Annotated in this window: 18 protein-coding genes; 10 read left to right on the top strand and 8 right to left on the bottom strand. The window is 64.8% G+C overall.

The window, feature by feature from the left end:
• On the bottom strand, nt 1-493 hold a 493-nt coding region (locus ACT4OC_RS20580), incomplete at its 3' end, for a polysaccharide biosynthesis/export family protein (protein ID WP_444840872.1).
• Between the two features lie 181 nt (nt 494-674).
• Here ACT4OC_RS20580 and ACT4OC_RS20585 point away from each other — a divergent pair.
• Both ACT4OC_RS20585 and ACT4OC_RS20590 read left to right on the top strand, forming a co-directional pair.
• Nucleotides 675-3,032 (top strand): GumC family protein, encoded by a 2,358-nt coding sequence (locus tag ACT4OC_RS20585; RefSeq protein ID WP_444840873.1) that lies wholly within the window; start codon nt 675-677, stop codon nt 3,030-3,032.
• 138 nt (nt 3,033-3,170) lie between these two features.
• Nucleotides 3,171-4,340 carry a Gfo/Idh/MocA family protein gene (locus ACT4OC_RS20590; protein WP_444840874.1) on the top strand — a complete coding sequence of 390 codons (1,170 nt, stop codon included), beginning with the start codon at nt 3,171-3,173 and terminating at the stop codon, nt 4,338-4,340.
• A gap of 169 nt (nt 4,341-4,509) precedes the next feature.
• Here the strand turns inward: ACT4OC_RS20590 and ACT4OC_RS20595 are convergent, their stop codons facing one another.
• Nucleotides 4,510-5,697, bottom strand: a complete 1,188-nt coding sequence (locus ACT4OC_RS20595) for a GNAT family N-acetyltransferase (RefSeq protein WP_444840875.1) — start codon at nt 5,695-5,697, stop codon at nt 4,510-4,512.
• A 127-nt stretch (nt 5,698-5,824) separates the two neighbouring features.
• Between ACT4OC_RS20595 and ACT4OC_RS20600 the strand changes: the two genes are divergently transcribed.
• Nucleotides 5,825-6,949, top strand: coding sequence for a polysaccharide deacetylase family protein (locus ACT4OC_RS20600; RefSeq protein WP_444840876.1), 1,125 nt, complete (start codon nt 5,825-5,827; stop codon nt 6,947-6,949).
• Here the strand turns inward: ACT4OC_RS20600 and ACT4OC_RS20605 are convergent.
• A complete protein-coding gene (locus ACT4OC_RS20605) occupies nt 6,874-7,080 on the bottom strand; it encodes a DUF2842 domain-containing protein (protein ID WP_444840877.1) in 207 nt (68 codons plus the stop codon). The two genes, ACT4OC_RS20600 and ACT4OC_RS20605, sit on opposite strands and share 76 nt — an antisense overlap.
• 91 nt (nt 7,081-7,171) lie before the next feature.
• Between ACT4OC_RS20605 and ACT4OC_RS20610 the strand changes: the two genes are divergently transcribed.
• On the top strand, nt 7,172-8,296 hold the full coding sequence (locus tag ACT4OC_RS20610; RefSeq protein ID WP_444840878.1) for a COX15/CtaA family protein: 1,125 nt from the start codon (nt 7,172-7,174) through the stop codon (nt 8,294-8,296).
• Here the strand turns inward: ACT4OC_RS20610 and ACT4OC_RS20615 are convergent.
• The 5 genes from ACT4OC_RS20615 to ACT4OC_RS20635 all read right to left on the bottom strand — a co-directional run bounded on the left by ACT4OC_RS20615 (nt 8,290) and on the right by ACT4OC_RS20635 (nt 12,868).
• A complete protein-coding gene (locus ACT4OC_RS20615) occupies nt 8,290-8,940 on the bottom strand; it encodes a hypothetical protein (RefSeq protein ID WP_444840879.1) in 651 nt (216 codons plus the stop codon). The two genes, ACT4OC_RS20610 and ACT4OC_RS20615, sit on opposite strands and share 7 nt — an antisense overlap.
• A 256-nt stretch (nt 8,941-9,196) precedes the next feature.
• Nucleotides 9,197-9,697: a hypothetical protein gene (locus ACT4OC_RS20620; RefSeq protein WP_444840880.1), complete on the bottom strand. Its 501-nt coding sequence runs from the start codon at nt 9,695-9,697 to the stop codon at nt 9,197-9,199.
• Between the two features lie 192 nt (nt 9,698-9,889).
• The gene (locus tag ACT4OC_RS20625; RefSeq protein ID WP_444840881.1) at nt 9,890-11,170 is read right to left on the bottom strand and encodes an O-acetylhomoserine aminocarboxypropyltransferase; all 1,281 of its coding nucleotides are present in this window, start codon (nt 11,168-11,170) and stop codon (nt 9,890-9,892) included.
• Nucleotides 11,171-11,317: 147 nt separating this feature from the next.
• Complete coding sequence (locus tag ACT4OC_RS20630; RefSeq protein WP_444840882.1) at nt 11,318-11,902, bottom strand: CoA-binding protein; 585 nt, start codon at nt 11,900-11,902, stop codon at nt 11,318-11,320.
• A gap of 144 nt (nt 11,903-12,046) precedes the next feature.
• Nucleotides 12,047-12,868: an enoyl-CoA hydratase gene (locus ACT4OC_RS20635; protein ID WP_444840883.1), complete on the bottom strand. Its 822-nt coding sequence runs from the start codon at nt 12,866-12,868 to the stop codon at nt 12,047-12,049.
• A gap of 82 nt (nt 12,869-12,950) precedes the next feature.
• On the opposite strand from ACT4OC_RS20635, the gene ACT4OC_RS20640 reads away from it, so the two are divergent.
• The 6 genes from ACT4OC_RS20640 to ACT4OC_RS20665 all read left to right on the top strand — a co-directional run bounded on the left by ACT4OC_RS20640 (nt 12,951) and on the right by ACT4OC_RS20665 (nt 16,824).
• A complete protein-coding gene (locus tag ACT4OC_RS20640) occupies nt 12,951-13,382 on the top strand; it encodes a PaaI family thioesterase (RefSeq protein ID WP_444840884.1) in 432 nt (143 codons plus the stop codon).
• A 156-nt stretch (nt 13,383-13,538) separates the two neighbouring features.
• Nucleotides 13,539-14,003 (top strand): 50S ribosomal protein L13, encoded by a 465-nt coding sequence (gene rplM / locus ACT4OC_RS20645; RefSeq protein WP_444840885.1) that lies wholly within the window; start codon nt 13,539-13,541, stop codon nt 14,001-14,003.
• A gap of 2 nt (nt 14,004-14,005) precedes the next feature.
• Nucleotides 14,006-14,482, top strand: coding sequence for a 30S ribosomal protein S9 (gene rpsI / locus ACT4OC_RS20650; protein WP_444840886.1), 477 nt, complete (start codon nt 14,006-14,008; stop codon nt 14,480-14,482).
• A 373-nt stretch (nt 14,483-14,855) separates the two neighbouring features.
• Complete coding sequence (locus ACT4OC_RS20655) at nt 14,856-16,067, top strand: diguanylate cyclase (protein ID WP_444840887.1); 1,212 nt, start codon at nt 14,856-14,858, stop codon at nt 16,065-16,067.
• A gap of 70 nt (nt 16,068-16,137) precedes the next feature.
• A complete protein-coding gene (locus tag ACT4OC_RS20660; RefSeq protein ID WP_444840888.1) occupies nt 16,138-16,374 on the top strand; it encodes a hypothetical protein in 237 nt (78 codons plus the stop codon).
• A gap of 153 nt (nt 16,375-16,527) precedes the next feature.
• Entirely contained in the window at nt 16,528-16,824 is a 297-nt protein-coding gene (locus tag ACT4OC_RS20665; protein ID WP_444840889.1) for an antibiotic biosynthesis monooxygenase family protein, read from the top strand.
• Nucleotides 16,825-17,038: the final 214 nt, after the last annotated feature.

Raw genomic sequence — 17,038 nt, forward strand, 5'->3', positions numbered from 1 at the left:
TTTCGGCGGTCATGTTGGGCACGTAAGGATACTGGCCTGGCGCCTGCACCTCACCGAGGATGAAGAACGGGCGGTAGGACTCGATTTCGACCGCGACGGAGGGCTCGCGGATGAAGCCGTTGCGCAGCCGCGCGGAGATGTCGCGGGCGAGGCCCTGCGGTGTGCGGCCGCGCGCAGGCACCGCGCCGATCAGCGGCATGGTGATGGTGCCGCCGGCACTGATCGCATAGGTGTTGGTGAGGCCTTCCTGGCCGTAGACCACGACGCGCAGCTTGTCGCCGGCATCGAGATGATAGGGCATGTCGTAGGGCGCGGGCACTGGGGCCGCATACGCAACCGCCATGGTGCGGGCAGGGGCGTAGCCGGCGCCGCCATAGGCCATCGCGTCCAGGTTGTTCTTCGGCGCCACGGCGACGGGCGCCGTCCTGCCCATGCAGCCCGACAGCGCTAGTGCCGACAACAGACACATAATGGCGGCGCGAGCGCCTCGCATAAGAGAATCCCGACTAAACTATTGAGGCCGATTAAGGGCTTTCATGGTTAACAAAGCATGACCGTGGCGCGGCGAAACTCGTGCCGGCCCGCTTGAGCCGGCGCGATTAACCCAGCCTCAACCTTAATGGAGTGTAATCGGGCACGTTGAAGTAGAGCAGTGGCGTCCGCGGGAGAGTGCGATGCGTTTGGCGTTTTGGCGTGCCGACAAGGCGAAGGCGGTGGAGCGGGCGGTGCCCGCCGACACGGCGCCCGCGCCCGTCGACAAGTCTGTGTCCAAGACGGTATCCGCCCGCACCGTCGCGCGCTGGCCCGCCGCAGCGGCGTCCGACAGCGGCGATCTCGACATGCGTGCGCTCGGCCAGGCGCTGGTGAGGAAGCGCGGCTGGATCGTCGTCCCGACCGTGCTGTCGCTGGTGATGTCCGTCGTCGCCGTGAATCTCATCACGCCGCGTTACAAGTCCGAGGCCCGCATCCTGATTGACGGGCGCGAGAACGTATTCCTGCGTCCCAACGCCGACCGCGCGGAAGAGCGTTCGGCGCTGGATGCGGAAGCGGTGACCAGCCAGGTGCAGCTCGTGCTGTCGCGCGAGCTCGCCCGCGAGGTGATCGCCAGGAACAAGCTCGCCGAACGTCCGGAATTCGATCCGGTACTGACCGGCGTGTCGCCGCTGAAGTCGCTGCTGGCGATGTTCGGCATCGCGCGCGATCCCTTCGCGATGACGCCGGAAGAACGGGTACTGGACGCCTATTACGAGCGGCTGACCGCGTACGCGGTCGACAAGTCGCGCGTCATCGTCATCGAATTCCAGTCGCGCGATTCGGAGCTCGCCGCCAAGGTCGTCAACTCGATCGCCGATGGTTATCTGGTGCTGCAGCAGGCGGCGCGGCAGCAGCAGGCGAGATCCGCCGGGCAGTGGCTGCTCGGCGAGATCGACAGCCTGCGCAAGAAGGTGTCCGAGGCCGAATCCCGCGTCGAGGATTTCCGCTCCAAGTCGAGCCTGTTCGTCGGCACCAACAATACCACGCTGTCGAACCAGCAGATGGGCGAGATCAACACCCAGCTCAGCAACGCGCGCGCGCTGAAGTCGGACGCCGAGACCAAGGCGCGGCTGATCCGTGAGATGCTGCAGGGCGGCAAGCCGATCGAGGCTTCCGAGGTGCTGAACTCCGAGCTGATCCGCCGCCTGTCCGAGCAGCGCGCCACGCTGCGCGCGCAACTGGCCGAGCAGTCCTCGACCTTGCTCGACGGCCATCCCCGCATCAAGGAACTGAAGGCGCAGCTTGGCGACCTCGATCGTCAGATCCGCGACGAGGCCAGCAAGGTGTCGCGCTCGCTCGAGAACGACGCCCGCATTGCCGGCGGCCGGGTCGACAGCATGACGGCGAGCCTCGAGCAGATGAAGAAGCAGGCCACCTCGACCAACAGCCAGGACGTGCAGCTGCGCGCGCTGGAGCGCGAGGCCAAGGCGCAGCGCGACCTGCTGGAGTCCTATCTGGCGAAGTACCGCGAAGCCGCCGCGCGGGAAAACATCGATTCCGGTCCGTCCGACGGCCGCATCATTTCGCGCGGAACGGTGTCCAACATCCCGGCCTATCCGAAGAAGCTGCCGATCGTGCTGATCGCGACCCTGGCGACGCTCCTGCTCACCAGCGGCCTGATCGTGACCGGCGAACTGATGCGCATGACCGCGCCGCGCGCCTTCGCGGCGGCCCCGATGGCGGAAGAAGCTTCAGCGGTCGAGCCGATCTTCACCGGGCCGCCTGCACCGACGTTGGCTCCCACCTCAGCGCCCTCGGCGGCCACGGCTCCGGCTCCGACAGTAGCTCCGGCGCCGCCGCCAATCGCACGCGAGCCGGCGGCCGAGCCGGCGGTCCGCCGGAGCGAACCCGATTTCAGCGAAGCCACCATCGCGCCTGCCGCCGAGGCGCCGGCCCCGCTCAACGAGATCGAGCGGCTGGCCCGCGATCTCTGCAGGGCGGGCAGGGCGGCCCACAAGGTCACCATCCTCGGCACCGCCGCGGGCGAGGGCATCACGCTTACCGCGTTGACGCTGGCGCGCCTGATGGGGCGCGATGCCAAGGTCGTGGTGGTCGATCTCGCCGCTTCCTCGCCGACCCTCGCGGCGGTCTCGGTCGATGCCAATGCGCCGGGCCTTGCCGAGCTGATGCAGGGCGAAGCCTCGTTTACGCAAGTGATCACCAGGGACAGGCTATCGCGCGTGCATCTGGTCAGCGCCGGTCGCCCCGGCTTCGATCGCGCGCTGCTGCAATCGCCGCGCCTTGCGCTTGCCATCGACGCCCTGCTGCGGGTCTACGACCACGTCCTGCTCGATGCCGGCACCGCCTCCGACCTCCCGGCGGAACTGCTCACCGCACATGCCCGTGCGGTGGTAGTGCCGGACGCCTCCATGGAGCAGGACGCGCGCATCCAGATGTGTGCCGAGCTGAAGGCCGCCGGCTTCTCCGATGTGGCGATGCTGAGCAAGGCCTGTCAGCCGGAGAAGGCGGTGGCGGGGCCGCGGGTGGTGGCGGCCTGATCTAGATTACGCTTAGGTATCCAGGGCGGTCATGCCCGGCCTCGTGCTGGACAAGCCCGGCCATGACGCGGCAAGAGCGTGCGTCTTATCGCGCTATAATGCAGAACTGACCAAAACGACATCGGAGAGGCGCGCGCCATGACGAAAATCAGGGTCGGGCTCGTCGGCTGCGGCTTCGTGGCGGAGCTGCACATGCACGCCTACCGGCGCGTCTATGGCGTGGACGTCGAGGTCAGGACGGTTGCGGCGCGCGGCGACCACGTCGCCGATTTTGCCAGCCGGCACCATATTCCGAACGCCTGCCGCAGCTTTCGCGAGCTGATCGCCGACCGCGATCTCGACGTCGTCGACATCTGCACGCCGCCCAATCTGCATGCCTCGATGATCGCGGAGGCGATGCAGGCGGGCAAGCATGTCATTTGCGAGAAGCCGTTCGCCGGCTATTTCGGGCGCGACGGCGACAAACAGCCGATCGGCAAGCACGTGCCGAAGGCGCTGATGTATGAGCGCGTGCTGGAGGAGATGGAGCGGACCCGCGCGGCGATCGAGGGAAGCGGAAAGCTCTTTATGTATGCCGAGGACTGGATCTACGCGCCGGCGGTGACCAAGACCGTGGAGATACTGAAGGCAACGAAGGACAAGATCCTGTTCATGAAGGGCGAGGAGAGCCACTCCGGCTCGCATGCCGCGCATGCTGCGCACTGGGCGATGACCGGCGGCGGCTCGCTGATCCGGATGGGCTGCCATCCGCTTTCTGCGGTGCTCTATCTCAAGCAGGTGGGGGCGAGGGCGCGCGGCGAGACCATCGCGGTTGCCAGCGTCACCTGCGACGTCGGCAATGTCGCGGCATGCCTGCCGGCCGATGAACGCGGTGTCGTGAAATCCAATCCGGTGGACGTCGAGGACTGGGGCACGCTCACCGTCACCTTCTCCGACGGCACCAAGGGGACCGTGTTCTCCGGCGACATGATCGCGGGCGGCGTGCGCAACCTGATCGAGACCTACACCAGCGGCGGCGCGCTGTTCGCCAACATCACGCCGAACACGCACATGATGAGCTACCAGACCAGCGAGGAGAAGCTCGAAGGCGTCTACATCACCGAGAAGGTCGATCGCAAGACCGGCTGGCAGTACATCTGCCTCGAGGAGGAATGGACGCGCGGCTATCTGCAGGAGATCCAGGATTTCATGGAGTGCGCCGCGACGGGGCGGCAGCCGCTCGCCGGTCTCGCGCTGGCCTTCGAGACCATCAAGGTCAACTACGCCGGCTACTGGGCGGCGGAAGAGGGGCGGCGGGTGGTGTTGTAGTCTATCCCAGAACTTGGGCGGGACTGTTTCCCCTCGTTATGGCCGGGCTTGTCCCGGCCATCCAGGTCTTCTTCTCGCGGTGGCAAAGTCGCGGATGCCCAGGTCATCTAGCGCGAAGACGCGCTTCGCGCTTTTGCCCCGGACATGACGAAGGAGGGAGCAAGGAAGTCTACCGCAATGCGCCGCGCAGCTTTTGCGCCATGTCGAACAGCACCGGATTGTGCTTGACCATCCGCTTGGCGCGGCCGAGGGCGCTCATCGCGGAGGCGGCCATGCGGCCGCGGGCGGTGAGGGGGATGAAGCTGTCGAAGATTGGCTCGTCGTTCTTGCAGAACAGCCGCTTGTAGTCGTCGGAGCCGATGCCGAGGTCGAGCGCGCGATAGCCCGATGCAGCATAGTGATCGATGATGTCGCGCATCAGGATCAGGCCGGGGCTGTATTTGGCGTTACCCGACAGGGTGTAGGTGTTGAACATCATGGAGAAGCGATGGCCGTCGGCGACGCCGGCGAAGATCGCTATCACTTCCGTCTCGCATTCCAGCGCGTGGATGTCGATGGCGCGGCCGCCGCCTTCGAGGCGGGCCAGGCACGCGGCGCGCACGAAGTCTTCGACGCCGGGATCGGCAAAGACGTTGGGCAGCTTCTGCTCCGCCATCCGCAGCGGCTTGATCCGGAAGAACCAGTCGAGCAGGCGGGTGATCTCGGCGTCTTCGGTGGCGACGTAAGAGCGGACGGGCTGCGGCTGCAGCTTGCGCTCCTTGCCCTTCAGCCGCCGCCGGAACGAATTCGAGATCCGCGCGGCGGGCTCGGCGCCCACCTCCATGACCAGCAGCGGGCAGTCGTTGACGGACGGCTGGTGCGGCAGCAGCGCCAGCGGGTTCTGCAATTCGCGCCAGGTGAGCGGCTGCTGGTACAGCGCCAGCATGTCGGCGCTGCCATGTTCCGCGATGCCGGCCATCAGCGCGGCCATGTCGGCCTCGCCGGCGCCGGCGGCGAAATCGCGGTCCCACAGCGCCATGTTGAAGGTGGAATGCTTGCCGCCCATGAAGCTTGCAACGTTGACGCCGCAGGTGCGGTGGCAGGCGAGCGGCAGCAGCGCCAGCGGACGGCGCTCCGCATCATGGGCGATAGCGATAAAGGGCGCAGACCCTTCGTGCGCGCCGACCCGGCGCTGCCAGGCCGCGAGGAAGTCGAAACGCTGGTAGGGGGTGTGCGCGGTGTGGTGGCGTTCCAACTCGCGCCAGATCGCCTCGGCCTTGCCGAGATCGGAGAGTATGTCGACCGCCGCGATCCGGCTCGCCTTCGACCAGTGGCCCGCCTGCGCGGTCCGGCTTTCGATCGCCGCGGCCATGGTCATCAGCGACACCTGTCAGAAATTGTTTACAATTGTGGCTTGGCGCGACCTTCGCAGGGAAATGTCAACAAAGAGTAATAACAATGCCCGCGCCCCCGGGCGGGGGAGCGGCGGGATCTTGGGGACTTAGGTGACGTCGGAGAACTGGTTCATCAGGCGGGCACAGATGGAGCTCGCTTATTTCAGCTTCTACGCGAGGCTGAAGCAGCGCCAGACCGGCGGGGCCGGCGCGGTGCTGCGGTTCCAGCATGTCCGGCCGTCGCATCTCGGATTGTTCCAGCCGCAAAAGCCGCATGAGATCACGCCGCGGTTCCTCGATCGCACCATCCGCGCGCTGAGGCGCTGGAAATACGACATCGTTTCGATGGACGAGGTATGCCATCGCGCGCTGTCGCCGCCGACGCGCTCGCGCTTCGTCGCGCTGACCTTCGACGGCGGCTACAAGGATTTCGCCACCTACGCCCATCCGGTGCTCAGGAAGCACGACGTGCCATTTGCGCTTTATCTGCCCACCGCCTTTCCTGACGGGTTGGGCGAAGCGTGGTGGCTGGCGCTGGAGCAGATGATCGCGCGCGAGAGCCGCATCAGCCTCGTGATGGACCGCAAGGAGCGGCACTTCATGATCTACAAAACGCAGGCGAAATACCAGCTGTTCGACTATCTCTGCGAATGGCTGCGCGCGCTGTCGCCGGCGGACCGCAGCTTTGCCATCAAGGATCTCTGCACGCGCTACTCGACCGACATGGCGGCGCTGTCGCGCAATGCCTGGATGAACTGGGACGACCTTGCGAAGATCGCCGCCGACCCCAACGCCACCATCGGCAGTGCAACGGTGAACTATCCGGCGCTGTCGAGCCTTCGCGATGGCGACGCGCAGCGCGAGATCGCCATGGGCAAGGCGGTGACGCAGGCGGCGTTCCAGCGCGACGTCAGGCATTTCGCCTATCCCTTCGGCGGCCGCGGCGCCTTCCGGCGGCAGCATGTGGTGATGGCGGAGGAGGCGGGCTTTGCCAGTGCCGCCTCGACCATCGGCGGCGTGGTCGAGCCGCTCGGGCGCACCAATCTCTACGCGCTGCCGCGCATCGGCTGGGACGGCCGTGAAGGCTCGATCCGGATGATGCGGGTGCTGCTGTCGGGCATCACCTTCGCGCCGGTGGCGCCGACGCGGAACAACCCGCTTCAGACGTCGGGCCGCAGCATCCAGCTGACGACGGGCATTGCCGGCAGCACCCAGCCGATCCCGACCACGACGTAGTAGACCGCCTGCAGCCAGCCGGAACCGGCAATGACCGGCATCTGCGCCAGCGCCATGCCGAGCAGCGACCACACCGTGGCGAGCAGGATCAGCGCGATGGCGCCCAGGAACTTGCGGGTGCGGATGGTCATGGGAAAATGTGCGGCCGGTTTGATTTAGCTCAGCTTGCGCCCGGGAGGCGGCGGACTATAAGGGGCGCACCGAACCAAACAAGCGGGCTTCATGCAAGGCATTTCCGCCACCCCTGCGTCCCAAAACACGGCCGTGCGCTGGTGGCTGATCGGCGTCGCCGCGCTGATCGCGCTGATGGTGCTGGTCGGCGGGGCGACCCGGCTGACGGAGTCTGGCCTGTCGATCGTCGAGTGGAAGCCGGTGACCGGCACGCTGCCGCCGCTGACGGACGCGCAGTGGCAGGAGGCCTTCGAGGGCTACAAGAAGATCCCGCAATATCGCGAGCTCAATGCCGGCATGACGCTAGCCGAGTTCAAGACCATCTTCTGGTGGGAATGGGCGCATCGCCTGCTCGGACGCTTCATCGGCGCGGCCTATCTGTTGCCGTTCCTCTTCTTCCTCTGGCGCGGTGGCTTGAGCGCGGAGCTCAAGCGCCGGCTGTGGCTGCTCTTCGCGCTGGGCGCCCTGCAGGGCGCGGTCGGCTGGTGGATGGTGGCCTCGGGCCTGACGCAGCGGACGGAAGTCTCGCAGTACCGGCTTGCCGCCCATCTCATCCTCGCGCTGGTGATCTTTGCTGCGATCGTCTGGACGGTGCGGCGCATGAAGGCATTGCCGGCGGTCGCAGCCGCGCCTCGGCTGAAGCTGTTCGGCCATATCCTGCTCTGGCTCACCTTCCTGCAGATCTATTTCGGCGCGCTGGTGGCGGGCCTGCGCGCAGGGCGGGCCTACAACACGTGGCCGGAGATCGACGGCGCGTTCATTCCGTCGGCCGATCGGCTGTTCTTCGAAACGCCGTGGTGGCGCAATCTGTTCGACAGCGTGCTGACGGTGCAGTTCGAGCACCGCATGACGGCGTATCTGCTGCTCGCGATGGCGCTGTGGCATGCGGTCGATGCGGTACGCGCACGTGCGCCGAGCGCCGTGATCGGCGGCGCATGGTGGCTGGCCGGCGCCGTGTTGGTGCAGGCAGTGCTGGGAATCCTGACGCTGCTTCAGCAGGTGCCGCTCGATCTGGCGCTGGCGCATCAGGCGGTGGCGATCGTCGTGCTGACGATCGCGGTCGTGAATGTCGAGCGCCTGTCGCCGCGGCGCGTGACGGCGCTATCCGAGAAACTGGCGCCCGTCGTCGGGCCGGCCGGATGGTCCCGTCCGGGTGACGCGACGAAACATCAGTAGACTTTCCAGTTGCCGGCGCTGATGTTCATTCCGTTATCTATTGCCGTATAGGTCACTTGCGCGTCTATTTTCTTGTCGCAAGCGACAGCTGTCCAAGTTTCAGACCATCCGGTGGTCGATGCAGCCGTAGGTGTAGTTGCTGCTACGTTCAGCACTTGGAACTTTCGACGGTCTTCACATTTGGCAAATGCCATCAATCCCGGAGTCACGATTCGAATTGCGTCGGCTTCAAGCTTGAGGTTGCCACGAAAATCGCCTGGCAGAAGAAAAGAAGGTTGAAGCTGGTTTGTATTGGGAAGCGCCTTCAACAGGGCGCGTCTCGTGACCTGCGAACCGCAGCGATCAAGCACGGTTGATGCCACCCAGACCCCTGCATCGATGTTGAAGTTCGTGCCGGCGCGCACGAACTTCGGTTGCTCCAATATCGTATATCGATTGTAAGTGACCACCTTCAATGTCGGACATTCCGCCTTTAAGATTGCTGGTTCGCCCAAGTTGAAGATCTTTTCCAGGTAGCCCTTGTAGACAGGGGAATTTAGATAGGCAGTGAACAGGGCTTTCTGGTCTGGCTCAGCTTGTTGGGCTTGTGCATTTGATGCCAGTGCAAGAACAACAGTTACTGTCAAAATGTAGCGGCTGACCATGGGGGTTGGGTCCCGATAAAGCATTGTTTGAAACGGAGCTCGAAATATCGCGTGCATCGAGCACGAAATCTAAAGCTGCTTCGTAACAGGTTTTTGTCAGCGGGACTTATCGCCTAGTCCAGTTCCTGCAATCCGGAGAGTCGTGCCGAGCGATGGGCACGGCGGCGTCTGAAAGTGGGTCACGCTTTCCTGCAACTTACCATATTTTTGAACCGATCCGGCTATGGTGTGCTGCGTTGATGTCTCCGGCCCCAATCTAGCAGTAGCCGTAGACGCCGCAGGCGTAGGGCAGGCGCCAGTAATAGCCTACGTAGGGGCCGCCGTAATACGGGCCCTGATAATCATAGTCGAACGGGCGGCCATAATAGCCGGGGATGGTCGTGGAGCCCGGCAGGAGCGGCGTGCCCGGGAGGTTGGCGAGATAACCGCCAGGGCCATAGGCCGGCGTGATCAGGAGGCTCTCGTCGGTCTCCACCACCACGGGGGCGCGGTACGGCGTCGCCGGCGCGATCGTCGTGCGATAGCGGTAGCCGGGACGCGGCAAACCGGGGGGCAGCTGGCGCGCGACGCTGTAGGCGCGACGCTTGGGCTTGGCGGGCGCGACGCTCTCGGATTTGGCGGGCGCAGCATTCTCTGGCTTGGCCGGCACAGCATTTTCGGGTTTGGCGGGCGCGGCGTTTTCGGGCTTGGCCGGTGCGGCGTTCTCGTCGGCTTCCGCGGGGGTGCCGACGATGAAGACGCCAGCCAGCAGAAGCATCGTCCAGCGCAGCATGATGGGCTCCGAATCCTTAACGAAGCGCAGGATGCCAGCTTTCGTCCCGCGAAGGGTTAACGGGCGTTTACGATTGGCGCCAGCCGTCATTGCGAGGAGCGAAGCGACGAAGCAATCCATCCGTCCCCGCGAGGATGCGTGGATTGCTTCGCTGCGCTCGCAATGACGGCGGTGAGATCAGGCGCTTAGCGCCTGCTCCAGGTCCGCGATCAGATCGTCCTTGTCCTCGATGCCGATCGACAGCCGCACGATGTCGGGACCGGCGCCGGCGCGCACCTTGGCGGCGTCGTCGAGCTGGCTGTGGGTGGTGGAGGCCGGGTGGATCACCAGCGAGCGGGTGTCGCCGACATTGGCGAGGTGCGAGAACAGCTTCAGGTTCGACACCAGATTGACGCCGGCCTCGTAGCCGCCCTTGAGGCTGAAGGTGAACACCGCGCCGGCGCCGTTCGGCGCGTATTTGCGCGCCAGCTGGTTGTACCTGTCGCCGGGCAGGCTGGCGTAGCTCACCGAGGCGACCGCCGGATGGTTCGACAGGAATTCGGCGATGGCCCGCGCATTCTCGCAGTGCTTCTGCATGCGCAGCGGCAGCGTCTCGATTCCCGTGAGGATCAGGAAGGCGTTGAACGGCGACAGCGCGGGACCGAGGTCGCGCAGGCCCAGCACGCGGCAGGCGATGGCGAATGCGAAATTGCCGAAGGTCTCCTGGATCTTGATGCCGTGATACTCCGGGCGCGGCTCGCTCAGCATCGGATACCTGCCATCCTTCGACCAGTCGAAGGTGCCGGCATCGACGATGATGCCGCCGATTGAGTTGCCGTGGCCGCCCAGAAACTTGGTCAGCGAATGCACGACGATGTCGGCGCCATGGTCGATCGGGCGAATCAGGTACGGCGTCGCCAGCGTGTTGTCGACGATCAGGGGCACGCCGGCCTTGCGCGCCACCGCCGCAATCGCCTCGATGTCGGTGATGGTGCCGCCGGGATTGGCGATGGACTCGATGAAGATCGCCTTGGTGCGCGGCGTCACTGCCGCCTCGAAGCTCGAGATATCATCGGTGTCGGCCCACGCCACGTTCCAGCCGAAACTCTTGAAGGAATGGGTGAACTGGTTGATCGAGCCGCCATAGAGTTTTCGCGCGGCGACGAACTCGTCGCCGGGCATCAATAGTTGTTGCAGCGTCACCACCTGCGCGGCATGGCCGGATGCCACCGCGAGCGCCGCGGTGCCGCCTTCGAGCGCGGCGACGCGCTCCTCCAGCACGGCGTTGGTGGGGTTGCCGATCCGGGTATAGATGTTGCCGAACGACTGCAGCCCGAACAACGAGGCGGCATGGTCGGCGTCGTTGAACACAAAGGACGTGGTCTGATAGATCGGCGTCGCCCGCGCGCCGGTGGTCGGATCGGGCTGCGCGCCTGCGTGCACGGCAAGGGTTGAAAATCCCGGCTGACGATCGGTCATTCTTCAGTCCTTAACAGGTAGGGGAAAATCGCGCGGCATGCTGATGGCGGATGGGTCCGCCGTCAAGGCACCTCGGAGAGGGCAATGCATGTTCGAAAGGCGCGCGCCGTGCGTTGTCGTGGCGCAAACAACTATTCCACGGTGACGTCAGGTCGCCTCGCTCTTGTCCTTCGCGGCGCGGTCGGAGGCGGAGGTCGCACCGCCCCCGACGCTGACGCGGTTGAGCGACAGCCGCATGCCCTGCGTCGGTATAGGCGCGCGCTTGGCGCTGATGGTGCGCGAATTGACGCCCATCCAGGCGATCTCCGACGACAGCCGGCCGTATTCGATCTTCGGGCAACGGTTCATCACGACCTTGATGCCGGCGGCCTCCGCCTTGGCCGCCGCCGCATCGTCGCGCGTGCCAAGCTGCATCCAGATCACCTTCGGTGGCGTCGGCAGCTGCAAGGCTTCCTCGACGACCGGCATGATGTGGCTGGAGTTGCGGAAGATGTCGATCATGTCGACGGGGCGGCCGAGATCGGCGAGTGAGCCGACGAAGGGTTTGCCCAAGAGCGCCTTGCCGACATGGCCGGGATTGACGGGGATCATGTCGTAGCCGCGCTGCGCCAGATATTTGAAGGCGAAATAGCTCGGCCGCACATTGACCGGCGAGGCGCCGACCATCGCGATCGATTTGACGCTGTTGAGGATGCCGCGGATGTAGTTGTCGTCGTATTGGTCGTGGTTCACGCGATTCTTTCCCGTTTCGTCATTGCGAGGAGCCAACGGGTCCGCGCAAAGCGCGGCCCGATGATAAACTCCGCGACGAAGCAATCCATTCTTTCCCCGTGCAGTGAGATGGATTGCTTCGCTTCGCTCGCAATGACGGCTAAACTATCTATCCTGCCATTTCGGCTCGCGCTTCTCGATGAAGGCGCCGATGCCTTCCTCGGCGTCGCGGGCCATCATGTTCTCGGTCATCACCTCGGCGGCGTAGCGGTAGGCGTCCGCAAGGCTCATCTCTATCTGGCGGTAGAACGCTTCCTTGCCGAGCCTGATCGTGTAGGCCGATTTCAGCGCGACCTTCTGCGCCAGCGCAATTGCGGCCTCGCGCTCGGTTCCGGCGGGCACCACGCGGTTGACGAGGCCGATGGCCTGTGCGGTTGCAGCCGGCACGGCCTCGCCGGTGAGCAGCATCTCCATCGCCTGCTTGCGCGGCACATTGCGCGACAGCGCCACCATCGGCGTCGAGCAGAACAGGCCGATATCGACGCCGGGCGTGGCAAAGCTTGCGGCCTCGGAGGCCACGGCAAGATCGCAGCTCGCGACCAGCTGGCAGCCGGCCGCGGTCGCGATGCCCTGCACGGAAGCCACCACGGGTTTCGGCAGACGCACGATCGCCTGCATCATCGCGCTGCAGGCATTCATGATTTGCGCGAAATAGGTGCGGCCACGGTCGGGATCGCTGCGCCGCGCGGTCAATTCCTTCATGTTATGGCCGGCGGAGAAGGCCGGACCATTGGCCGCGATCACGACGCCGCGCACACTCTTGTCGTCGCGGATCTCGTTGAGCGCGGCGTGCAGCTCGGCGATCAATCCTTCCGAGAGGCTGTTGCGCGCCGCAGGCCGGTTGAGCGTGAGCACGGCGATGCTGCCGATGTTTTCGCGGAGCAGGATCGGCGGTTGCGGCAGGCTGGCGCGGGCGGTCTGGGGCATCTGAGTTCTTCTTGCTTGAGCAGACCTCAACTTAATGTAAGAGACCGCTCGAGGCGAGGGCGGGGAACGCAGCAGGAAACGCATGGCAGTTGCGAAAATGAGCGTGGCGGAGCTCGAGGAGTTCCTGCGGCGGGAATTCCCCCAGGCCTTTGGCGACGGCACCCCCATCAAGATCGAGCGCGCCGACGGCGAGTCGTGCCTGGTGCGCGAACGTTTCGGCGAGCGCATGCTGCGGCCGGGCGGCACGGTATCCGGGCCGACGTTGATGGCGCTGGCGGATTGCGCAATGTATGTGGTGCTGCTCTCGGCGATCGGCCCGGTGGGCCTTGCCGTGACCACCAATCTCAACATCAATTTCCTGCGCAAGGGCGTAGCCGGTCAGGACGTGCTGGCGGAGGCCCGGCTGCTCAAGCTCGGCAAACGCCTCGCGGTCGGCGAAGTGACGCTATCGTCGGGGGATTCTTCCGATCCGATCGCCCATGTCACCGCGACCTATTCCATTCCAAACACATAGTGTTTCACGAGGTAATATTGCACCATATTTGTAAGCTATTGTTTTATATAGATTAAATAAGAACGAAAGGCATTGACGCCGGCATGCGGCTTCTATAGAAACCCGCCCAGTTCGGCGCCCGATGGGCGCCGATTTCCATTTTCACGGAATCCGCACATGAAAACCTATTCGGCCAAGCCTGCCGAGGTGCAGAAGAAGTGGGTCGTGATCGACGCCAAGGGTCTGGTCGTCGGCCGCCTCGCCACGCTCGTCGCCATGCGCCTGCGCGGCAAGCACCTTCCGACCTACACGCCGCACGTCGATTGCGGCGATAACGTCATCATCGTCAACGCCGCGCATGTCGTGCTCACCGGCCGCAAGCGCGACCAGAAGGTGTACTACAAGCACACCGGCTTCATCGGCGGCATCAAGGAGCGCACTGCCAAGGAGATCCTCGAGGGCCGTTTCCCCGAGCGCGTGGTGGAGAAGGCGATCGAGCGCATGATCCCGCGCGGCCCGCTCGGCCGCGTCCAGATGGGCAATCTGCGCGTCTATCCCGGCGCCGAGCATCCGCATGAAGCGCAGAACCCCGAGAAGGTCGATATCGCCTCGCTGAACCGCAAGAACATGAGGGCCGCATAACTATGTCCGACACCATGCAGTCTCTCGATCAGCTCTCGCAGCTGAAGCCGGCGGCTCCCGAAGCGCCGAAATACGTCAAGAAGATCGACAAGTACGGCCGCGCCTATGCCACCGGCAAGCGCAAGGACGCGGTCGCCCGCGTCTGGGTCAAGCCCGGCAGCGGCAAGATCTCCGTCAACACCCGCGACGTCGAAGTCTACTTCGCCCGCCCGGTGCTGCGCATGATGATCCAGCAGCCGCTGGTCGCCGCCGCCCGCGCCGGCCAGTACGACGTGATCTGCACCGTCACCGGCGGCGGCCTGTCCGGCCAGGCCGGGGCGGTCCGTCACGGCCTGTCCAAGGCGCTGACCAATTTCGAGCCGGAGCTGCGCAGCGTGCTCAAGAAGGGCGGCTTCCTCACCCGTGACTCCCGCGTGGTCGAGCGCAAGAAGTACGGCAAGGCCAAGGCCCGCCGTTCGTTCCAGTTCTCGAAGCGCTAATCGCTTCGCTAAGATTTGCAGCATCCGCTGCACACGGAAGAAAAGGGGCGCTGAAAGGCGCCCCTTTTTGCGCAGGGCTATCGCTTTTGATTCCACATCGTCATGGCCGGGCTTGCCGGCCCGCCGAAGCCTTGGCGAAGGCGGCAAGCCCGGGCATGACGGGTTTGTGGCGGGCAGGCCGATGAAAAAAGCAATCCGCACATGCGATCGCCCCGCCTTTTTGGGTGCGAGTTGCAGCTTAATTAATCCAGATTTTCGCGAAAACTTGTCGGTGAGGAACAACGGATTGCCAATGCGAGCCTCCTAGTGTGGCGGGTGGCGCACGGCCGGAATGGTGTCCGGCGCGTCTCCATCACGATCGTCCGGTGACCGCATGTCGTTCGATACCTCGACCCTCTATCTCGTCGCGACCATGCTGGCGGCCATGCTCGGCGGCATGCTCGTGCTGTTCGGCCGGCAGGAGAACATCGCCGCGCTGAAATGGTGGGGCGCCGCCTATCTGTTGGGCTCGGCCGCGGTCGCCATCTGGACGATCTGGGGCTCGACCCTCGGCCCGATCGCCTCGCTGGCGCTGACCTCGATCGGCTTCTTTGCCTGCGGCATGGTCTGGAATGCCGCGCGCGTGTTTCACGGCCGCAAGCTGCTGTGGCCTGGGCTGGTGCTGGGTCCGCTGGTGTGGATCGCCACCATGATGACGCTGGCGCCGCGCGATGCCTCGATTCGGCTCAGCATCGGCGCTGCGATCGTTGCGATCTACGCGGCGCTGACGGCCTCCGAATTGTGGAGCGAGCGCCGCCGCGACATGCAACGGCGCTGGCCGACGATCGCGATCCCCGTGCTGCACGGCTTCGTGCTGATGCTGCCGATTTTACTGGGCGTCTGCATCCGCCCGTATGATGCGAACTTCTCCAGCAGCATCTGGGTGACGGTGTTCTCGGTCGAGCTCGTGCTGTACGCGATCGGCACCGTCTTCGTGATCTTCATGCTGGTGTCGGACCGCACGGTGGCTGCGCACAAGAACGCGGCCTCGACCGACCCGCTGACCGGCCTGTTCAACCGCCGCGGCTTTGCCGAAGCCAGCGCGCGCGTCATCGAGCGCGAGGCCGTTGCCGGGCGGCCGGTGACGGTGATGATCTTCGACATCGACCACTTCAAGTCGATCAACGACCGCTTCGGCCATCCGGCCGGCGACGAGATCCTGAAGCTGTTTGCGGTGGTGGTGTCCAGCAACCTGCGCCTGTCCGACCTGTCGGGGCGGATCGGCGGCGAGGAGTTTGCGGCGCTTCTGCCCTGTTCGCTGGAGGAGGGCGTGATCGTCGCCGAGAGGATGCGCCAGGCGTTCGAATCCTCCAACATCGAGTGCGACGAAGGCCCGGTCGACACCACCGTCAGCATCGGCGTCGCGGGCGGACCGGCCGGCACCGAGCTCGAGGTGCTGCTGGCGGCGGCCGATACCGCGCTTTACCAGGCCAAGCGCACTGGCCGTAACAAGGTGGAGGCGGCCGAGGAATTGCCGCTGTCGCTGGAGAACTGGCGGCGCAAGAGCGCCGGCGTTGCGGGTGTCGCCAAGCCCGCGACCGCTTGAGCGCAAGGTCAATCGTGTGACACGGAAGAGGTAACCTTCCGTTTACCATTCGATCCCTATCATACCGGCCATGGACTCATACCGCCGACGAAACCCGCAAGCCGCGCTGATGGCTCTCGAAGCTGAGGCGGCCTCGGCGCGCGGCGGCTTTGCCTGCATGTTCTCCTCGTCGGATGAATATGAGAGCGCGCTGATCATGGAGCGGCGGGCGCAGGGCCTGTACGGCCAGCGGCGCCATCATTGGCCCGCCGCGATGTTCCTCGGCTGCTTGCTGCTGGTGGCCGGTTTGGTGCTGCTGTTCGGCTGAGCAATAGCCAGCCGCTATCGCCAGGGCGCCGCTAGGCGCCTCTTTCTTTTCGGGCGGGCGCGGTAGAGACGGGCCTTCGTCCTCTAGTTTGCGCATGATCTTTTCGGAAAACCGCTTCACACTTTTCCGGATCATGCGCCAGGAAAGGCTCCCATGATCACCGAAATCGCGCAGATCGACGTCAAGCCGGGCACCGAGAAGGATTTCGAGGCCGCCGTCGCCAAGGCCCGCGCCGCCTTCGGCCGCTCCAGGGGCTTTCACGGCTTCGAGCTGCACCGCTCGATCGAAAAGCCGCAGCGCTACCGGCTGATGGTGAAGTGGGAGACCCTGGAGAACCACACGGTGGACTTCCGCGGCTCGGAGAATTTCACGGAATGGCGCGGGCTGGTCGGCCAGTATTTTGCCGTACCGCCAGACGTCGAGCACACCAACACGGTGGTGACGAGCTGAAGTCTTGCGTTAGGTCGGTAGGGTGGGCAAAGGCGCCCTTGCGCCGTGCCCACCTTTGCTTGCGTGCTCCTGAAGGTGGGCACGCTGCGAGGCTGGGCAAGTATTCGGAAGGCCTGTCAACTCGTAGAAAGTTCATTCTCTGCACTGCTTGCGCAATGACGGCAACAGAATATTTTCGGCGCTATGGCGTCGGACTGCGAATGGATTTCTACTG

The organism is Bradyrhizobium sp., from assembly GCF_052389815.1.
GTDB lineage: Bacteria > Pseudomonadota > Alphaproteobacteria > Rhizobiales > Xanthobacteraceae > Bradyrhizobium.

Excerpts from the sequence above, each read along its gene's own strand:
- ACT4OC_RS20585 (WP_444840873.1), top strand. The coding sequence starts at position 675 with ATGCGTTTGGCGTTTTGGCGTGCCGACAAGGCGAAGGCGGTGGAGCGG.
- ACT4OC_RS20590 (WP_444840874.1), top strand. The coding sequence starts at position 3,171 with ATGACGAAAATCAGGGTCGGGCTCGTCGGCTGCGGCTTCGTGGCGGAG.
- ACT4OC_RS20595 (WP_444840875.1), bottom strand. The coding sequence starts at position 5,697 with ATGACCATGGCCGCGGCGATCGAAAGCCGGACCGCGCAGGCGGGCCAC.
- ACT4OC_RS20605 (WP_444840877.1), bottom strand. The coding sequence starts at position 7,080 with ATGACCATCCGCACCCGCAAGTTCCTGGGCGCCATCGCGCTGATCCTG.
- ACT4OC_RS20610 (WP_444840878.1), top strand. The coding sequence starts at position 7,172 with ATGCAAGGCATTTCCGCCACCCCTGCGTCCCAAAACACGGCCGTGCGC.
- ACT4OC_RS20615 (WP_444840879.1), bottom strand. The coding sequence starts at position 8,940 with ATGGTCAGCCGCTACATTTTGACAGTAACTGTTGTTCTTGCACTGGCA.
- ACT4OC_RS20620 (WP_444840880.1), bottom strand. The coding sequence starts at position 9,697 with ATGCTTCTGCTGGCTGGCGTCTTCATCGTCGGCACCCCCGCGGAAGCC.
- ACT4OC_RS20625 (WP_444840881.1), bottom strand. The coding sequence starts at position 11,170 with ATGACCGATCGTCAGCCGGGATTTTCAACCCTTGCCGTGCACGCAGGC.
- ACT4OC_RS20635 (WP_444840883.1), bottom strand. The coding sequence starts at position 12,868 with ATGCCCCAGACCGCCCGCGCCAGCCTGCCGCAACCGCCGATCCTGCTC.
- ACT4OC_RS20640 (WP_444840884.1), top strand. The coding sequence starts at position 12,951 with ATGGCAGTTGCGAAAATGAGCGTGGCGGAGCTCGAGGAGTTCCTGCGG.
- rplM (WP_444840885.1), top strand. The coding sequence starts at position 13,539 with ATGAAAACCTATTCGGCCAAGCCTGCCGAGGTGCAGAAGAAGTGGGTC.
- rpsI (WP_444840886.1), top strand. The coding sequence starts at position 14,006 with ATGTCCGACACCATGCAGTCTCTCGATCAGCTCTCGCAGCTGAAGCCG.
- ACT4OC_RS20655 (WP_444840887.1), top strand. The coding sequence starts at position 14,856 with ATGTCGTTCGATACCTCGACCCTCTATCTCGTCGCGACCATGCTGGCG.
- ACT4OC_RS20660 (WP_444840888.1), top strand. The coding sequence starts at position 16,138 with ATGGACTCATACCGCCGACGAAACCCGCAAGCCGCGCTGATGGCTCTC.
- ACT4OC_RS20665 (WP_444840889.1), top strand. The coding sequence starts at position 16,528 with ATGATCACCGAAATCGCGCAGATCGACGTCAAGCCGGGCACCGAGAAG.